Source organism: Halopseudomonas sp., from assembly GCF_038130085.1.
In the GTDB taxonomy this organism is placed as follows: Bacteria; Pseudomonadota; Gammaproteobacteria; order Pseudomonadales; family Pseudomonadaceae; genus Halopseudomonas.
Genome location: NZ_JAYPMU010000026.1, coordinates 21561 through 39346, shown reverse-complemented (window position 1 = coordinate 39346; position 17786 = coordinate 21561). Strand labels below are relative to the sequence as shown.

General features: G+C 61.4%; 11 protein-coding genes. 1 reads left to right on the top strand and 10 read right to left on the bottom strand.

Annotated features, from left to right (window positions below; genetic code table 11):
• The 4 genes from AAFM31_RS15545 to hsdR all read right to left on the bottom strand — a co-directional run.
• Nucleotides 1-1182: restriction endonuclease subunit S (locus AAFM31_RS15545; protein ID WP_341708823.1), on the bottom strand; the 1182-nt coding region annotated here is incomplete at its 3' end.
• On the bottom strand, nt 1179-2648 hold the full coding sequence (locus AAFM31_RS15540; RefSeq protein ID WP_341708822.1) for a class I SAM-dependent DNA methyltransferase: 1470 nt from the start codon (nt 2646-2648) through the stop codon (nt 1179-1181). The genes AAFM31_RS15545 and AAFM31_RS15540, both read right to left, overlap by 4 nt.
• A gap of 12 nt (nt 2649-2660) precedes the next feature.
• Nucleotides 2661-3839: a restriction endonuclease gene (locus AAFM31_RS15535; protein WP_341708821.1), complete on the bottom strand. Its 1179-nt coding sequence runs from the start codon at nt 3837-3839 to the stop codon at nt 2661-2663.
• Between the two features lie 23 nt (nt 3840-3862).
• Nucleotides 3863-6235 carry an EcoAI/FtnUII family type I restriction enzme subunit R gene (gene hsdR / locus AAFM31_RS15530; RefSeq protein ID WP_341708820.1) on the bottom strand — a complete coding sequence of 791 codons (2373 nt, stop codon included), beginning with the start codon at nt 6233-6235 and terminating at the stop codon, nt 3863-3865.
• A 190-nt stretch (nt 6236-6425) separates the two neighbouring features.
• Here hsdR and AAFM31_RS15525 point away from each other — a divergent pair, with 190 nt between their 5' ends.
• Entirely contained in the window at nt 6426-7163 is a 738-nt protein-coding gene (locus AAFM31_RS15525) for an NYN domain-containing protein (RefSeq protein WP_269688511.1), read from the top strand.
• 6 nt (nt 7164-7169) lie between these two features.
• Here AAFM31_RS15525 and AAFM31_RS15520 read toward each other — a convergent pair whose 3' ends face one another.
• The 6 genes from AAFM31_RS15520 to AAFM31_RS15495 form a co-directional block, all read right to left on the bottom strand.
• Nucleotides 7170-7844, bottom strand: a complete 675-nt coding sequence (locus AAFM31_RS15520; protein ID WP_341708819.1) for a DUF2931 family protein — start codon at nt 7842-7844, stop codon at nt 7170-7172.
• The gene (locus AAFM31_RS15515; protein ID WP_341708818.1) at nt 7841-9727 is read right to left on the bottom strand and encodes a PAAR domain-containing protein; all 1887 of its coding nucleotides are present in this window, start codon (nt 9725-9727) and stop codon (nt 7841-7843) included. The genes AAFM31_RS15520 and AAFM31_RS15515 overlap by 4 nt, the downstream gene beginning before the upstream one ends.
• Nucleotides 9728-9873: 146 nt before the next feature.
• On the bottom strand, nt 9874-13509 hold the full coding sequence (locus tag AAFM31_RS15510; protein ID WP_341708817.1) for an SbcC/MukB-like Walker B domain-containing protein: 3636 nt from the start codon (nt 13507-13509) through the stop codon (nt 9874-9876).
• Nucleotides 13509-14174 (bottom strand): DUF4194 domain-containing protein, encoded by a 666-nt coding sequence (locus AAFM31_RS15505; protein WP_341708816.1) that lies wholly within the window; start codon nt 14172-14174, stop codon nt 13509-13511. The genes AAFM31_RS15510 and AAFM31_RS15505 overlap by 1 nt, the downstream gene beginning before the upstream one ends.
• Nucleotides 14167-15606 (bottom strand): Wadjet anti-phage system protein JetA family protein, encoded by a 1440-nt coding sequence (locus AAFM31_RS15500; protein WP_341708815.1) that lies wholly within the window; start codon nt 15604-15606, stop codon nt 14167-14169. Before AAFM31_RS15500 ends, AAFM31_RS15505 begins: the two co-directional genes overlap by 8 nt.
• A 189-nt stretch (nt 15607-15795) precedes the next feature.
• Entirely contained in the window at nt 15796-17709 is a 1914-nt protein-coding gene (locus AAFM31_RS15495; protein ID WP_341708814.1) for a TonB-dependent receptor domain-containing protein, read from the bottom strand.
• Nucleotides 17710-17786 lie beyond the last annotated feature (77 nt).

Here is a 17786-nt window from a genome sequence, read left to right as displayed (position 1 = left end):
ATGATGCTCCTGCGTCAATTCAATAACCGTGTTGCACTCAGCTCCTGCAACCGCCTGGTCAATGGAATCATCGATAACTGGGCGCTTCATGTCTTTTGGCGAGACCCAAGGAATATCTCCATTCCAGAAGTCCGCTTTGGTTTTGCTGGGGGTCGATCCACCAAGTACTTCGCCTAAATATCCCAGTGGGGCTTGGGCCCATCCTTGTAATGCATGAGCTTCGCTGTCGATGCCGTTTCGCTTCAGCAACTCAGTGGCCGGCTCATCACTGGGATCTTGCGGCACCAGTTTGCCCATTACGGCCAGTTGCAGAAGGGTTTGTTTGAGGGCGTCGATGCTGGATTCGGTGGTGAACAGAGTGTGGAAGTGTTCGGCCAGGCGCTGCCAGCTTTGGGCGAAGTCGTCGGCATCGCTGGCTTGGGGCAGGCTGTTGAGCAGCGCTTGCACCAGTTGGGCGTGGGCGCTGTCGGCGTCGGCCTGCTGGGCTTCCAGTCGGTCGCACAGGGCCATTAGTTCATCGACTTTGGCGACGATGCGGTGTTGTTCGGTTAATGAGGGGATCGCTATAACAAGCTCGTATGCTTCATTGCGATTTAGCCCCGGCTTTATTCCCTTTCCTAAAAAGTTCAATCCAAGGGTATGAAAAAGTTTGAATACGTAATCAATCGATAAGGCTGATGATGGAATGCAGTAATAAGCGACGTCTGTAACGCAGCATCCATTAGACCGGCACAAGTTTAATGCTCCAGCGGAGCCCTTTCTGCCAACAACAATACATGGCGAATCAACAAAGTAAGTGTTGTGAGTACCAACAACACCATTAGAGCCATATACAGGATACTCACCGGTATTTGATCGCTTGTCAGCAGGCAGGTTGTCACCGTATTCAAGAGAGAAAATCTCGCCAAATCGTGCCCAGCCCCATCCGCTGGGTAGATCAAAGGGTTTTTCTTCTACGTCAATTTCTGCAAGCGGCTTCTGCCTCTTAATCTTGCCCTCTGCCACAAGACGCGCCTTTTCCTCGGCAATCCGCTTTAGCAGCTCACTGGCCGGCTCATCATTCGGGTCCTGCGGCACCAACTTGCCGCGCACCGCCAGCTCCAGAATCAGCTCGCGCAGCTTTTTGATGCCATTGGGTGCACCAGCTAGCAGTGGCAGGCTGTCGGTGATCAGCGCTGTCATGCCTGGCGCTCCAGAGCTTCGGCCAAAACGGCTTTAAGCTGGTCGCGCAGGTCGCTGATTTCGCCTTGCAGGGCGGCGTAGTTGCGTAGCAGCTCGTCCGGGTTGTGGCTGATCTGTTCGCCGATATGCGGGTTCTTGCAGTCGAGGTTCCAGTTGCGTGCCTTGAGTTCGTCCAGACTGACCTTCCAGGCGAATTCGTTTTCTTCGCGGCTGGCAAAGCCGTCGGCTTCGTTGCCCCACCAGGCCTGCTCGGTGGCGAACTCTTCGATGCGCATGGGCTTGGTTTTGGAGTAGCTCTTGTACCCGGCTGGGTACTGGTGCTCATAGAACCAGACGTCTTTGGTGGGCGTGCCCTTGGTGAAGAACAGCAGGTTGGTCTTGATGCCGGTATAGGGGTTGAACACACCGTTGGGCAGGCGAACGATGGTGTGCAGGTTGCATTCGGTGAGCAGCTTTTCCTTGATGCGGCTCTTGATGCCTTCGCCAAACAGAAAGCCGTCGGGCAGCACCACGGCAGCGCGGCCGCCGTCTTTGAGCAGGTGCATGATCAGCACCAGAAACAGGTCTGCTGTTTCGCGGGTGCGGAAGGCGGCGGGGAAGTTGGTTTCGATGCCGTCTTCTTCCATGCCGCCGAACGGCGGGTTGGCGACGATACAGTGCACGCGCTCGCTTGGCCCCCAGCTGATGAGCGGGCGGGCGAGGGTGTTGTCGTGCCTGATCTGGTTGGGCACTTCGATGCCGTGCAGGATCATGTTGGTGGTGGCCAACAGGTGCGGCAGGGGCTTTTTTTCCACGCCAAAAATGCTGGCCTGCAGGGTGCGTTCGTCCTCTGCGGTTTTGACGTAGTGGCTGCGCTTGTGCTCGATGGTGCAGGTAAGAAAGCCGCCGGTGCCGCAGGCCGGGTCCATGACCTTTTCATCCAGTTTGGGGTCGACCATGCGCACCATAAATTCGGTGACCGGGCGCGGGGTGTAGAACTCGCCGGCATTGCCGGCGCTTTGCAGGTCGCGCAGCAGTTGTTCATACATGTCGCCAAAGGCGTGACGTTCCTGCGCCTTGTTGAAGTCCACACCTTCCTGGATCTTGTTGATCACTTGGCGGATCAACTGGCCGGACTTCATGTAGTTGTAGGCGTCTTCAAACACGCTGCGCACCACAAAGGCGGCGGGCGTGGTGCTGTATTCCTGCAGGTTTTGCAGGGTGGGGAACAGCTGGCCGTCGATAAAGTCCTTCAATTCGTCGCCGGTGATGCCTTCCGGGTCGGCGGCCCAGTTGCGCCAGCGGCAGCGCTCGGGCATGGGCGAGCGATAGCTGTCGTCCAGCAGTTCCCACTCCTGTTCGCGGTCGTCAAAGATTTTCAGAAAGAGTAGCCAGACCAACTGGCCGACACGCTGGGCATCGCCGTCGACGCCGACGTCCTTGCGCATGATGTCCTGAATGGATTTGATGGTACTGCTGATGGACATGTACTGCTTTCCTTACTCGGTGAGGCTGGTTTCCGGTTCATCCAGAAAGTAGCTGTCGTCGATCTCGATCAGCGTCAGCTTTTTTTGTTTGACGGCGACGTTGTGCTTTACCAGCAGCTCGATCAGTTTGTCGCCGTCGATCAGGGTGATGGGCGCCGCTCCCGGGAACAGCGCCACATCCTTGCAGCCCTTGGCAAAGCCGCCGATGGTAATGATGGTGCCACGCAGGGCGCCATGCAGTGGCAGCACGCCACGCAGCTGGTCTAGCACGGGGCGGCCAAGGTTGCCGCGATGACGTTTTACCTGCACCACTTCCTTGATTTCGGTAATTCCGAACTGGAAGTTGGCGGTCACATCCACGCCCTTGTCGCCACTTTGTTTGGTGACCTCGACGTTCTCGTAGTCCATGGCCTCCAGAAGGTCCTTGATCAGGGCTTCAAAGCGGTATGGGTCCATGCTTTCCAGCTGGCTGCGCAGCGCTGCCATCTGGGTGTCGTTGTAGGCTTTGACCGCGTTGGCGACGCTATGGTGCGCGGCGGGTGTGCGCTGGATGCCTTGCGGCGCGGCGTAGTCTACGCCTTTGCTGGTAATGCTGTAACTGTTGCCTTCCCGGCTCACATAACCACGTTCGACCAGATTGCCCAGGCGGCGGCTCAGGGTGTCTTTGAAGGTCGAGGGTGTCTTGTAGTTGGAGTTTTCCAGCAGAAACTCGGACCACTCCTCCAGCAGGTCACCTCTCCGTGCGGGGGAGCAGGTGGCCAGAATCGCCAGCAACTGGGGCAAGCCTTCTGCTTCGTCCAGTTGGCGGACGACATCCGGCTGGTTCTTGAGAAAGCCCTGGCCTGCGGCGGTCAGTTGCCAGAGGCCGTTGCTGTGATTGTCCAGCAGGTCGAACCCGGCGATAAACAGGTAGGCGCCGTAAATGTGGCGAGGATTAACCTTGCGCTGGCTTTGCTGCCAGATGTCGGTGGCCAGCTGGCGGTCGTCACCTTGTAGCTTCTCGTTAATCCATTGATCGGGGTTACTCCAGTCCACGTTGTTTTTTACCGTGCCGACCTGATTGTGCAGCGCCTTGATCAGGCTCTGAACCTGCGCTTTGCGGTAGTGCTGGAATACCTTGAGCAGCGCGCTGACCTCCGAGTAGGTCGGAAACAGTGGCGTGCGAACGATGCGGGGGCGAGAAGTGGTCATGGGGCTACTCGGATGTTGGCCGGTCAGGCGCTGTACAGTTGTGCTTCAAGGTCTTGCACGGCTTGTTCATAGCCGGCTTTGTTGCCAAATGCCTTGATCAGCTCGATGGGCGAGCCGATTTGGCTGAAGGGGTCGAGCTGCAGGATCTTGATGTCTTCGATGTGCTCGACGCCGGTGTCGGCGTATTTATCGAGCAGCGCCTCCAGCACCTGACGCGCCGCGCCAGCGTATTTGCTGAAGTAGTCGCGCTTCTTCACCTGCTCTGCGCGCTCTTTGCGGGTAAGCGGCGGCTGGTCAAAGGCGATATGGCAGATCAGGTCGAACGGGTCGAGCGGGGCGGTTTGCTTCTTGCCAACCTCTTCGGCCAGGGCTTCCCACATGACGCCCTGGGCAGCCAATTCGTCGATGATGGCCTTTTTCTGGTCCGCATTGCTCCAGCGCTTGAGGAAGTCATCCAGTGAGGCGAACTGTTTGGCGACGCAGGAGCGAGTGTAGTCGCGTAGCGATTCGGTAATCAGTTTGCCGTCTGGCCCGTAATACTGGACGCGCTCGGCGACAACCGAGACGGTGACGTTGTCGATGACGTATTTGATGCGCTTGGGACCGTCGCCACCGCCTGTTTCGTCGCTGCCTTCACCCGGGTCGAGCGGATCGGCTGGGGCGCGCAGAGGTGCACCCGGATCGTCTATTTCATCCGGCGGGACGGGAGACTCACCGCTACCCGGCTCAAAGATGACCACCGGCTCGCCATCAAAGGCGGGGTCGGCAAACAGCTCGGTGGCCTTCTTGAAGTCCATGATGGTGAACCAGTACTTGCCGTACTCTTCGTTGATACGCGTGCCGCGGCCGATGATCTGCTTGAATTCGGTCATCGACTTGATGTGCTGATCCAGCACAACCAGCTTGCAGGTTTGCGCATCGACTCCGGTGGTCATCAGTTTGCTGGTGGTGGCGATGACCGGGTAGCGGGCCTCCGGATTGATAAAGTTGTCCAGCTCGGCCTTGCCTTCCTGATCGTCACCAGTGATGCGCATGACGTACTTGCGGCTCTCGGCAACCCGCTGCGGGTTGAGGTTGACCAGTGCCTGTCGCATGCGCTCGGCGTGGTTGATGTCGTCGCAGAAGACGATGGTCTTCTGATACGGATCGGTTGCTGCGAGGAAGGCGGTGATCTTTTCGGCAACCAACTGAGTGCGCGCTTCCATGACCAGGGCGCGGTCCATGTCCTTGAGGTCGTAGATGCGGTCTTCGATCAGCTCACCGTTCTTGTCTTTCATGCCCTTGGGCGGTCGCCAGCCCTGCAGGTCGCGGTCAAAGTCGATGCGTACGACTTTGTAGGGCGCGAGAAAGCCGTCTTCGATGCCTTGCTTGAGGGTGTAGCTGTACACCGGCTCGCCAAAGTAAGTGATGCTGGAAACCTCTTTGGTTTCCTTGGGTGTTGCCGTGAGGCCGATGTGGGTCGCACCGGAGAAGTATTCGAGAATCTCGCGCCAGGCCGAGTCTTCTGCGGCGCTGCCCCGGTGGCATTCGTCAATGACCACCAGATCGAAGAAGTCCGGTGAAAACTGTTTGTAGATATTCTTCTCTTCTTCCGCCCCGGTTACCGCCTGATAGAGCGACAGGTATACCTCGTAGGAGGTGTCGATTTGACGCTTGGCGATTTTGGTCATCGCCTGGCCAAAGGGCTTAAAGTCGTTGTTCTTGGTCTGGTCGACCAGAATATTGCGGTCGGCCAGAAAGAGAATGCGTTTCTTCTGCCGGGACTTCCACAGGCGCCAGATGATCTGGAAGGCGGTGTAGGTTTTGCCGGTGCCGGTTGCCATGACCAGCAGGATACGATCTTGCCCGCGGGCGACGGCCTCAACGGTACGGTTGATGGCGTTCATCTGGTAATAGCGCGGGCTGCGACCGGAGCCGTCATCGTAATAGGGCGCTTCCACGCGCTGCTGCGCTTCGCCCTCCAGCCCTTTCCACTGGCAGTAGCGCCGCCAGAGTTCGCCGGGGCTGGGGAACTGCTCCATGCTCAGAGCTGTTTCAACTTGGCTACCAGTGCCGCTGCGGTCATGGAAGAGAAAGCCGCTGCCGTTGCTGGAGAATACGAAGGGTACGTCCAGCGCTTCTGCGTAGCCGAGCGCCTGTTGCATGCCGGAGCCAACTGAGTGCTTGTTGTCCTTGGCCTCGATAACGGCGATAGGCAGATTGGGCTGGTGGTAGAGGATGTAGTCTGCCCGGCGAGACTCGCCACGGCTATGCAGTTTGCCGCGCACGATGATGCGGCCCTTGGTGAAGGAAACCTCTTCGCGCACCTGGCGCTGGATGTCCCAACCCGCTTGCTGCACTGCCGGGGTGATGAACTTGGTGCAGATGTCCCGCTCGCTGAGCGACTTCATGTCCATGTACTGATGTCCTTGTAGCGGCTACACGGCGCTGCGGTGCCGGGTAGAGCGAAGGCTCAACGATAGCCATTTGCCCTGACAGGGTAAAGTGCAAAGCGCTGACCGATTGCCGGTGTACGGTTGCTTAATGTCTGTTGGCAACAGCATGATGGGGCCCTGCGATTTCGCAGGGACGTGATAGGGGAAGCGCATGGCAGCACAGATGGAACCGACGCGGTTGGCCGTGTTGATCGACGCCGATAACGCCAATCCGGCGATTGTTGAGGGCTTGCTGGCCGAGGTGGCCAAGCTGGGCGTGGCGAGCGTTAAGCGTATCTATGGCGACTGGACCACGCCGAGTCTGGGTAAGTGGAAAGCCTCGCTGCTGGAGCACTCGATTCAGCCGATTCAGCAATTTGCCTACACCTCCGGCAAGAACGCGACCGACAGCGCGATGATCATTGACGCCATGGACCTGCTGTACTCGGCAGACCTTGGCGGCTTTTGCATTGTTTCCAGCGATAGCGATTTCACCCGACTGGCCGCGCGCCTGCGTGAGTCCGGCAAGGTGGTGTATGGCTTTGGCGAGCAGAAAACGCCCAAACCCTTCGTCGCCGCCTGCGATCGTTTTATCTACACCGAAATCTTTACCCAGCATCCCGAGAACGCTGAAACGGTCATTCAGCGTCGTTCGGCTCAGGAGCTGCGGCAGGACACCAAGCTATGCAGCTTGCTGCGTCAGGCGATCGAAGCCGCGTCGGACGATGACGGCTGGGCCAACCTCGGCCCGGTGGGCAGCCAGTTGGCCAAGCAAATGCCGGAGTTTGATCCGCGCAACTATGGTTACAGCAAGTTCAGTGGGCTGGTGGAAGGCATTGGTCTGTTTACTCTGCGACGGGAAAACAACCTGCTGCTGGTCAAAGACCAGCGCCCGGGCAAGAAGGGCTGAACGCGCTTACCAACTGCCAAACGGGATGCCGTGGGTGTCGATATAGTGTTGGGCGTTGGGGCTGGGCGGGCGGTAGAACTCGCCGTTGGATTCACCGTTGTAGGGGCCGACGGGGTTGATTTCGCCTTGGACTCGCCCGATTTCCATTGGATCGAGGCAGGAACCCATAAGCCAGAATTTTGCGACGCCGCCGGGGGCGACGCCGATGGCGATGATTGACCGGTACTCCAAGATAAAGTCGTTATCGAATAGGCAGAAGGCGCGTCTTTCAGTGCGCATTTCGTCTCGTACCCATTGCGGAACGTTTATCGATGCCCGATATGCCTCCGGCTCGGCGAGCGATTGCCAGCGCACGGTGATTTTCTCGGGGAGATCGATCCCGGACATGGGAAATTGTGATCCTGGGCCAGGACGCTCTGGCCAGCCGCGCGCGTCTCCCCGGTTATTTGCTGGCGCGCTTGTGGAGGCGATGCCGCCAAATACGCGTTCGTACATCAGGTCATTTACATCAGTCAGGTCCACGCCGTCGACCCAGGCTTCCATATAGTCCGGAGCGCCTAAACCTACATACCAAGCGCGGTACGGCAGGTCTGGTTTTGGCGGGAAGGGCGCAATTGCTTTGCTGTTAAAGCAGCCGCTGAGGAGTAGCGCTGTAAGTAGGATCAGGGCGCGCGCAATCATACGGGGTACCCATACTGTGGCTTATCTGGATAGACGGCACGGATAAAGTTATGGCGCGGCTTGTTGGCCATAAAGCCTTTTACCGGCACCCAATTGGCCGAGCTGTGGATATAGCGGCCATGCAGGAAACGTCTTTCTTCCTTGCTCAGGTCCGGGCTGTGCCCGGCCATGCACGCTGAAAATACTTTGTCTGCGATTGGGGCGAGGTCTGGCGGGATAGCGAAGCGTCTGTCTGCATCGTTTATTGCACCTAGCGGCACACCCGCAAGCGATGCTTTGGAATGCATGACCTTGAGGGATACACGAGACAGCTCACCCCGGACGCTGCGGATGATCGACAGAGTCAGCAGCACTTTTGCGCTGGGGCTTGGCCCAACCACTTCTTCATGCCGTTCAAAGCGCCCGTCGCCCGGCAGTCCACGTGCCCGGAAACGCTCTTCCTCTCGCTGCCTGACCAGCCAGGCTCGGGAGCGAATTAGTTGCTGGCGCGCAGGGCCGTCCAATGGATAGTGATTGCTGACGAAGAAGGTGGGTTGTCCGATCACCAGTCGCTCATAAGAGAGGGTTGGATAGCCACCGCCGAGGTTGGAATGGACGCCGGGTAGCACCAGTTCTTCGTGAGCTTCGTGCACTCGATTCAGACTGAAATTATGCCGATGTTCATCCGCGGCTGTCAGGTGCACCACTTTGCGGGCGCAGTCAGGCGGCAGGTACAGGTTGACGCCCGGGTTATATTCGTCGCCGACGCTGAGGTGCCCTTGAGCTGGGTCTCCGATGGCCGCCACGGTATCGAATACGCCGACAAAGTTAATGCTCAGGTTGGTGTCCAGAGAGAAGCTTGGCGGGAAGACAGTGTCTTTAGGATCAATAGTACTGGCTAATGTTCCTGCGCTGGCTTTTAGCACTTCGTTGGCAAAGTGACGGGCAGCGGCAGCGCCGCGACTGAAGCCAAAGATGTCGAACTCGATGTCTTCGACCAATAGTTGCGGGTTAGACGCGATTAGCTCACGGAGAGCCTTCAGCAGTTTGGTAGGACTCTGCTCAACCCGCTCAACAACACCGGTCTCACCCTGCCCAAACGCCATGCCCATGGTGGCGTCCTCCTTTCCGGCTTTGCTGCCAGCGCCTTCGATATAGACCTTTACACTGGCGTTGGTGGCCTCTGGCGCTAGCCGTTGACGGGTGTCGTCTTGATAGAGCTCATACAACAACGCCACATTGCTCAACTCATTCCCATAACTGTTATCCGGCCGTTGATCGAAGAACGCATCGCCATTGCTGTCGCTGTAACCGTGGGCTTCGCAGAAGCGAGTAACGGCTTCAAGGCCGTCGGGGCCGAGTTGGGCTAGGTCTTCGCGTCGGCATTGGGCGGTGAGGGCGGCGTTGGGCAGGTTGTTGAGGGTGCCGTCGAAGAACATGCCGACGCGCAGGGTGATGCGTTGTTTCTGCGGCAGCTCGGTTTCTTCTTCCTCCTCTTCTTCCTCGCGCTCCAGTGGCACTGCGTTGCTGGCGCCGGGTTTTACCGGAGCGTCGAACAGCGCCTGCAGGGCGCGCACCAGGCCGGTGAGGATCATGGCTTGCGCGGTAGCACTTTCAACACTGCCGGGTTGATTGCCAATAAGAACGGTCGGGGAGCCGGCGGTAACGCGGTCGCCGTGGGCGCCGGTGCTGTCGAGTACGGCGGCGGGTCTGCCGTTTATCCGGACGTTGCTGACGAGCTGACCGCTCAGTGGGCTGCCGCAGCTGCTGGTGTCGCCCAAGCGGGCAGCGGGCTTGCCGTTGATCAGTACGTCAGTGGCGCCGCTGACGAGGCGCTGGCCGCCGTGGCCGGTCTGTGGGCATTGTGTAGGGTCGCCGAGTCGGGCGGCGGGTTTGCCGGACATGCCAATTCCCTCTGGCTGCAGGTGTTCCTGCGCTGATCCTGCGGGGCGTTGGCGGGTCGGACAAACGGCTATGCGGGGGAATGTGCGGTGCTTGGCATCTGCCGGTGTAATGCGTTGCCGGGGTGGCCGGCAACGCACTCACAGGTTCAGATCACGTCTTCCATAAACTCCAGTGCACCCTGCTGGCGGATCACCCGGCGGTGCTGGGCCCATAGCTCGGCCACGCGTTCGCGGTTGAGCTGCTGGCGGTCGAGCAGTACGCGGGTGTTCAGCTCGCCGACCGGCTGGCTGCTGGGCACCTTGCTGAACACGAACTGATTGCTGACCAGCTCCAGGAAGGGACCGGCCTTGCTGGTCGGCATGATGAAGATCAGCTGCAGGCCGAGGGTCTCGGTCAGGTAGGCGATGACTTCACGCGAGCGGATTTCATCCATGTGCATAAAGGCTTCGTCGACGATCACCATACGCAGGTGGCTGTCGCCCTCGTTGAAGCGGAAGGCGCTGGTCACGGCGGCGGCGCGGATGATGTAGGCCGGGGTTTCCAGCTGGCCGCCGGAGCCGGTGCCGTATTCGCTCAGGCGGATCGGCGACTTGCCTTCCGGGTGCTTGAGGATGTCGTAGCGGCGGTAACGGCGGTAGTCGCTGATGCGCTCCAGCTCGCGCAGGGCCTGCTGTTCGTCGCCATCGAGCAGCAACGCCAGCAGCTGATCGCGGACCGCGGCCGAACGCTCGGACAGGGCGTCGTCGAACAAACTGGTGCCGTCGCCCAGATTCGGCATCTGGATCAGTTCGCGGAAGAACTCCCAGTAGGCCTTGTACTCGGGCAGCCAGTCCCAGTCGAACTGGAAGCGCTCGCGGTCGGCGCCGAAGCGGTGGTGCTCCAGCTCCTTGTTCAGCTGCTCCAGCGTGCGACGGCCGTCGTTGATGGCCTGATGGATCTCGTGACAGAGGTCGCTGACGAAGGTGGTGTTGAAGCTGTCGCGCAGGCTGGCGAGCTGTTCTTGCTTTGCCAGCAGCACGTTGTTGCGCAGGCGGTTGTGCAGGTTGTCGAGTTGCTGATGCAGTGCGCCAACGTGGCGGAAGAACGCCAGGCTGTGCAGCTCGGCCGGGGTGTCGGCGAGTACCTGATCGGCCGGCTGGGCCTGCTCGTTGTAGTGCTCGATGGCGCGCTGCAGATCGGCGACCTGACGGTGCAGACTGCTGGTCAGCGCCTGGGCGTCGGCGATGAAGTCGAACTGGCCGCCACGCTGTTCCAGCATGGCGTCGAGTTGCTCCAGCCGTGCCTGCGGGTCGAGGCCCGGCACCTTGGCAGCGGCGTCTAGCAGGTACTGTTCGGCCTTGTCGCGGGCATCGAGCAGGGCGTCGCTCTGGTCGGCGAAGTGGGTAATGCGCTGGCCGATGCTGACCTGCTTTTCCTGCAGGCGGCCGAGCTGGACGTCCAGTTCCTTGCCGTGCAGTTCCAGCTCGCGGTGGCGCAGGGTAACGCGCTGCTGTTCGGATTCCAGATCGTGGTGCGCGCCCAGGTCGAGTGCTTCCAGCTGCTGTTCGACTTCGCGCAGCTGGCGCTGGCTGTCGAGCAGCTCGCTAGCGCGGGCCGCGTACTCGAGCGGTGCAATCTGACCGAGCTGACGGGCCAGTTCGCGCAGCGCTTCCAGTTCGCGGCGCAGCTGGTGTTGCTGCAGATCCAGATCGTGCAGGCGCTGCTCCTGCGCGCGCAGGTTGCGCTCGCGGGCGGCGGCGCCGAATACCAGCTGGCTGTCGTCGATATCGCAGCGGAACAGCGCGTAGTTGCCCGAGCCCATGCCGTCGCGGGTGATGCCGCGGCGGGTTTGGCGCAGGGCGCCGGCGTCTTCCACGCGTGCCACGGTGGCGTAGGACGCCTGCAGGTAGTACTCGGCAACGCGGTGGCTGAAGCGCATGACCTGCAGGATCGAGTCGTTCGGCAGGCTGATGCGTTCGGCGTCCTGTTTGGCCTTGCTGCCCTGAATGACCCGCGCGCGGTTGCGTTCGCGGCTGTTCATCTGGCGCACGATGCGGATCGCTTCGGCCTCATAGTCGGGCTCGACCAGAATGGCGTAGCGGCTGCCGCCAATGTAGCCCTCGATGGCCATCTGCCAATCCGGATCCAGCACCTCAACATGGTCGCAGAGTACGCGCGGGTCAGCCTGTGGGCATTGCTTGCGGATCGCCAGCAGCGCTTCCTCGACATACGCGGGGTAGCTCACGCGGCTGCTCTGCAGGGTGCTGATCTGGTGGCGAACCTGGCTGACCTGACGGTCCAGGGTGTTCAGCGCGCTGGTGCGTTCCTGCACCAGCCGGTCGACGCGCTGCAGCAGGCTGGCGCCTTCGCTGTCCTGCTCGCGCAGGCGCTCGGCCAGCTGGTTGTGGGCGCGCTGCTGGCTGCGAATGGCATCCAGACCGGCGTCCAGTGGGGTCAGGTCGATCCAGTCGCGTGCCAGCAGCTGGTTTAGGTCGGCGACCGGTTCGCGTTCGGCGGCCAGCACTGCAGCGCTGGCGTCGCGCCAGCCGCGGCTGGCCAGCTGCGGGATCGCCTGGCTCAGGCTGTGCTGGGCGAGCAGGGCGCTGGCGGACTGCAGGGCGACCAGGTTGCGGTCGCGCTGATGGGCCTGGGTCAGCAGGCCGGGCACCGCACTGCGCAGCTGTTCGCTCAGCTGGCGCTGGCGCTGTTCGAGCTGATCCTTGTTCTGCAGCGCCGGAATGCCCTGACGCCGGGCTTCCAGCTGCACCAGTTCGTGGTGGGCCTGCGCCAGGCGCTCGGTGGTCAGGCGCTGGTCTTCCTGCAGTGCTTCCAGCTGGCTGGCGAGCTGCTGCTGTTCCTGCTTGGCGGCCAGATAGCCCTGCTGGTTGTTCTGCCAGGCTTGCGCGGCGGCGGCGTATTCCAGCCCGGTGCGCTCCAGCCAGCTGTCCAGATACTGGGTGGTCTGGCTGGTGGTCAGTGACAGCAGCTCAACCGCCTGACGCACGCGCGCCGCTTCCTGCTCCATGCCGTGCACGGTGCGCAGCAGGTCGCGGATGCGTTTGATGGTGTCGCCGAACTCACGCGGCTCCAGCACTTCCTCGGCGACAAACTGGTCGATGGATTTGACCGGTTTGTAGGCCATGAAGTTGGCAAAGGTGCGCGCGGCATTCTTGGCTTCGCGGGTCGACAGCGCGTCGCGGCGGCCACGCAGGGCAGCGTACAGACGGGCCAGATAGGCGCTCTTGCGGTCGTAGACTTCGACCTGCTGGGCGCTGAACTGCTTGCGCAGCAGGCCCGGCAGCTCGGTCACAGCGATGACGTGGCGGCCGTCTTCCTGCTCGCACAGAAAGTGCGACAGCGACAGCATTTCGCCGGGGATGATCATCAGCAGCAGTTCGTCCTGCCGCGACTGGCGGCTGCTGCCGGCGGCGTCCAGATGGGCACGCACGCCGATCACCGCGGTAAAGGGTTCGGCGGTCTCGCCACGGGTCGGATGGAACACCCCGGCGATGTAGCCGTCGGTATCCCAAGGCCGGGCGTAGGCGCCGTCGTCACAGCCAAGCACATAGGAGGCGAGGGTGCGCACCTGCTTGCCGCCGCGGCCGCGCTGGGTGGTCTCGTCCTGCCCCGGGTTGTAGTTGAACAGGTTGTCGTGGGCGGCGGTCATCAGCGTTTGCAGCGCATCCGCTGCGGTGGTCTTGCCGGAGCCGTTGCCGCCGGAGAACAGATTGACCGGGCCGTATTCCAGTTCTTCGACCGGCAGGTTGCCCCAGTTGACGGTAATCGAACGCTTCAGATACATCAGTTGTTCTCCTCGGCGGACGGTTGGTCTTCTGTGTCTTCAATCTCGGGGCTGGCGAGCTGGGCCAGCGCGCTGTCGGTCACCAGGCTGATGATGCCGGGGCGAATGGTCAGCCAGGCTTCGCCGCTATCCAGCTCGGCATCGCTGGGGCTACGGATCAACCTGAGCTGGCGCAGGCGACGCAGCAGGTTGCGGCGCTCGCTCTGCTGCTCCGGCAGTGAGCGGCCCAGCAGATTGCGGCTGCTCAGGTTGAGCGCTTCGAGCGACAGCATGACCTGACCGAACTCGTCGACCTGCCCTTCGCGCAGGGCCTTGTCGTACTCGGCGCGCAGCACCAGGATCAGCGCCACTTCCTGCTGGTTCAGGCGCTCGCGCAGGCCGCTGCCGAAGCTGTCGTCGGCATCGACCAGACCGGGGACTTCTGCGCCCGGCGGGAACACCCGGACCAGATTGAAGCGCGGCTCGTGCAGCACGCGGATGCGCAGCACCGAGAGATAGTCCTCGACCAGTTCGGCGGCCTGCAGGTAGCGGTCGTAGAGCTCGGCCTCGCGGTTGCTTTCGTCGCGGCAGAGGACGCCGCGGTCGAGCAGGCGGATCATCAGCTCGGAAAAGTCCTCGGCACTCAGGCCGCGTTCGTTGAGGTGGTGGTCCAGCGCGTCACGCATGTTCGTCATGTTCCAGATCGATGATGAAGCCGTCACGGCGATCAAAATAGGTTTCGTTGCTGATGGTCTCGCCGCTCGGCTCGATGCGCACGCGCAGCCCGCTGGCAGCGTGTTCGGCGCTGGCCAGCGCAATCACATGGCTGAGGGCGAGCAGGTCGTTGGCGCTGTTGACCGGCAGGTCACGGGTATTGAGCTGGCGGCCGTTGCCGAGGGCGGCGCGCAGATAGGTGCGCAGGCCGCTGGCGTTGACGTTGAAGGCCTTGTCGAGCAGCTGATTGACCGCCAGCGTGCGCAGGGTGTCGTCTTCCGGCGCGTCGAGGGTTTCCATCAGACTTTGCACCGGCGGGCGTTCCCGGCGCTCGCGCAGTTTTACCTGGCCCGGATCGACCAGCGCCAGATTCACTACCGCCATTTCCTCGCCGGCGGTGCTCAGGCGCTTGGCCTGCTCCTCGGCGGGCAGGGCCGACAGCTCGCGGCACAGGCCAACGATGTCGCTGTGTTTCTGGCTGTGCAGGTAGCTGAGCTGACGGATGATGATGTCGGCGCGCTGGGTGAAGCTCTGCAGCGTGCGGCGCAGGGCCGGCAGCATGATGTCGGCAGCGTTGCGCAGGCAGCCTTCGATGCCGTCCAGCAACTGCCAGAGAATCGAGCTGCGCTCGTCTGCCAGCAAATCGGGCGCCAGGCGGCGCAGTTCGCGCTCGGCCTCGGCCTTCCACTCGCGGGGCTTGCGGCGAATGCGGCTGATCACATCCTGGATGCGCTCGCGGTGCTTCTCGACGCTGTCGGCCGACAGGCGCACCGCCAGGTCGGGCTGGAAGCGCCGCTCCATAAAGTCGAAGAACTGATCGCTGGCCTGCTGCACCAGTTGCTGCGCCTCGACCTCACGGACCAGCTGGCGCTTGCGCTCTTCCAGCTCGGCGATGATGTCGGTGAAGTCGGCGATGATGCGTTCGGCGTATTCGTGAGCGTCGAGCAGGTCATACACCTCGCCGTGCTCGGCAAAGGCTGACAGCGCGTTGAGGGTGTTGCGAGTGTTGCGATGGCGGGTACGGGTGTTGTGCCCGTGCGCCTCGGCCAGCGACTGGGCAAACAAACGGCCCATGCGGCTGAATGGGTAGGTCGACTGGAAGGTCGCCTGATCCACCTGACGCTCCAGCCAGCCGTTCTCAATCAGGCTGGTGAGAATCCAGCTGGCCTGCTCACGATTGCTCTTGAAGCGGCTGCCATCTTCGTCGTCGCCTTCCAGCAGCGGTGCGCGTTCCAGCGCCTCGCTGAAGATATCCAGCACCTGCTCGCGCTTGAGCGATTCGCCGTAGTCGGCGCGGGCGCTGTACAGGCGCTCGTGCAGCAGGCGCAGGCACTCGACAATCTGTTCGCGGTATTTGCTGGTGAGCGGGCGGAAGAACTGCAGGCGCTCGTCGGTAAAAAACATAGGGCGTCGAATTCCGGTTCGGACAAGGACGCATTATGCCTGATCAGCAGTGCCGGACGGCAAGTCGGCGCGACGGGCTGTGCTGGAGGGCGGTGTTCGGTGTGGCGGCAGGGCAGGTGCATTGTGGCGATATAGACAAAGCCCCGCACTGGGCGGGGCTTATGGGTGTTGCAATGGCCATGCAGCAGCTTACAGCTGAGGGGCCCACGTCGCGCCCAGTAGAAGCGTGCGGCCGCCTTCTTCGTAACGGAAGGGCACCTGGTTGAAGCCTGCATCGTAGGCACTTCCGCCGGCGGTATAGTAGTCGCGATCCAGCAGGTTCTTCACACTCAGGTTAAAGCGCAGACTATCGCTGGCCTGCCAAGTGCTGCGCAGGTCGACCACGCCGTAGCCCGGGATTTCCCGGCTGTTGGCCAGATCGTTGTAGCTGTCGGAGACCAGCTGCCAGCCAGCACCGACCGACCAGTCGCCAAATTGGCGGTCCAGATCAACACTCAGGCTGTTCTTCGGTCGACGTGCCAAGCGGTTACCGTCGGCGCCACCGCCGCTGCGGTTACGGGCGTCAACCAGGCTGTAGGCAACAGTGCCCTGCCAGTCCAGCAGTTGCTGACTGTAGACCGCCTCAAAACCGTTGATACGGGCGGCGTCGATATTGGTCATCTGGAACGGGTTCGGGCTGCCAGCCTGATTGCCGTCCAGCGCCGAGTTGGTGACGATGGCGTCCTTCAGATTGATGCTATAGATCGACAGCTCAAGCCGGGCGCTGTCGCTTAACTGGCTGCGCCATTGGGCTTCATAGCTTTTTGCCGTCTCCGGTTTCAGGTTGGGGTCGGCGTAGATGGTGCAGCCGAAGCCCGGAAAGCAATCGTCGGGATAGTAGAGGTCGTTAAAGGTCGGCGCACGGAAAGCTTCGCTGTAGGACAGGATGAGGTCGTTGTCCTTATTGACGTGCAGGGTCAATGCGGCGTTCCAGCTATTGTTGCTGCCGAACTGCTGGTTGTCATCATGACGTAAACCAAGCTCGGTGCCGAAGTGTTCGCTGTCGAACTGATGCTGAATGAATGCGGCCTTGTTGCTGCGCGACGTCTCGGTGAACTCGTTCGAGCTGTGCAGGGTGTCCTTGTACCATTCCAGGCCGCCGGTTAGTTGGTGACCACCCCCCAACGTGAGGTAGTTCAACCAGTTGAGCTGGTCACGATAGGTGTTGAATACCGAGCCGCCGTAGGGGTCAAAGCCGGTCTGGCGATCTTCGCTGTGACCTGCTTCCAGACGGCTGCGCCAGACGTCGTTTGCCTGCACTTGCAGGTAGGTCTGGGCGGTCGAGACGCTGAAGTCGGTGTAGGCGAAGGCGGCTGGCGAGAGGTTGTAGTCGTACTCGCTCTTGCCTTCCTGATGCATGCCGCTGATGCCGACTTCGACGCTGCCGGTCAGTTGGTGGCTGAGGCTAAGGCTGGCGCTCTTGTTGCGGTAGGCGCTATCGTCGGAGCCCGCCAGTGTGGTGCGCTCGAAGCCGTCTACTTCGTCGAGCGCTGCGCTCAGGTTGAAGTGGGTGCGCTCGTCACCGCCGGACAGACCGGCGCTGCGGCGCCAAGTGCCATGGCTGCCAGCGGCAATCGCCACCCGCGGGTTCAGGCCCTGACCGTCGCCGCGCCGGGTGAATATCTGGATTACGCCACCGATGGCGTCGGAGCCGTACAGCGCCGAGCGGCCGCCACGGACTACTTCGACCCGCTCGACCTGATCAATCTGCATGTACTCGAGGCTGCTCAACCCCGCGGAGGCGCCGGCGATACGCTGACCATCGACCAGTACCAATGTCTGGGCGCTGGAGGTACCGCGCAGGAAGATACTGGTCAGTGAGCCGATGCCTCCGCTGCGGGAGATGTGCAGGCCGGGAACTCGGGTCAACAAATCAGGCAGGTCCTGCGGCTGCAGACGATCTATGTCGTCGCGGGTAAAGACGGTGTTGGCTGCGCTGGTTTCTGCGCGCTCTTCAACCTGACGGGAAGCGGTGATGATGCTGTCGGGTAGCGACAGCGCATCGTTCGCCTGAGCAACGGCGCAGGCCAGCAGGCCCGGGATGATCAGCAGTGACTTGTACATAGGGTTCCTCAAAAGTTCGGCTTTTGAGGAGGGCGGGGAGTCAGGAGGCTGGCCACGGATTGTCGTCAGCACGCTGA

Coding starts and splice junctions, on each gene's coding strand:
- AAFM31_RS15510 (WP_341708817.1), bottom strand. CDS start 13,509: ATGTATCTGAAGCGTTCGATTACCGTCAACTGGGGCAACCTGCCGGTC.
- AAFM31_RS15520 (WP_341708819.1), bottom strand. CDS start 7,844: ATGATTGCGCGCGCCCTGATCCTACTTACAGCGCTACTCCTCAGCGGC.
- AAFM31_RS15515 (WP_341708818.1), bottom strand. CDS start 9,727: ATGTCCGGCAAACCCGCCGCCCGACTCGGCGACCCTACACAATGCCCA.
- AAFM31_RS15535 (WP_341708821.1), bottom strand. CDS start 3,839: ATGACCACTTCTCGCCCCCGCATCGTTCGCACGCCACTGTTTCCGACC.
- AAFM31_RS15500 (WP_341708815.1), bottom strand. CDS start 15,606: ATGTTTTTTACCGACGAGCGCCTGCAGTTCTTCCGCCCGCTCACCAGC.
- AAFM31_RS15505 (WP_341708816.1), bottom strand. CDS start 14,174: ATGCGTGACGCGCTGGACCACCACCTCAACGAACGCGGCCTGAGTGCC.
- hsdR (WP_341708820.1), bottom strand. CDS start 6,235: ATGGACATGAAGTCGCTCAGCGAGCGGGACATCTGCACCAAGTTCATC.
- AAFM31_RS15525 (WP_269688511.1), top strand. CDS start 6,426: ATGGCAGCACAGATGGAACCGACGCGGTTGGCCGTGTTGATCGACGCC.
- AAFM31_RS15495 (WP_341708814.1), bottom strand. CDS start 17,709: ATGTACAAGTCACTGCTGATCATCCCGGGCCTGCTGGCCTGCGCCGTT.
- AAFM31_RS15540 (WP_341708822.1), bottom strand. CDS start 2,648: ATGTCCATCAGCAGTACCATCAAATCCATTCAGGACATCATGCGCAAG.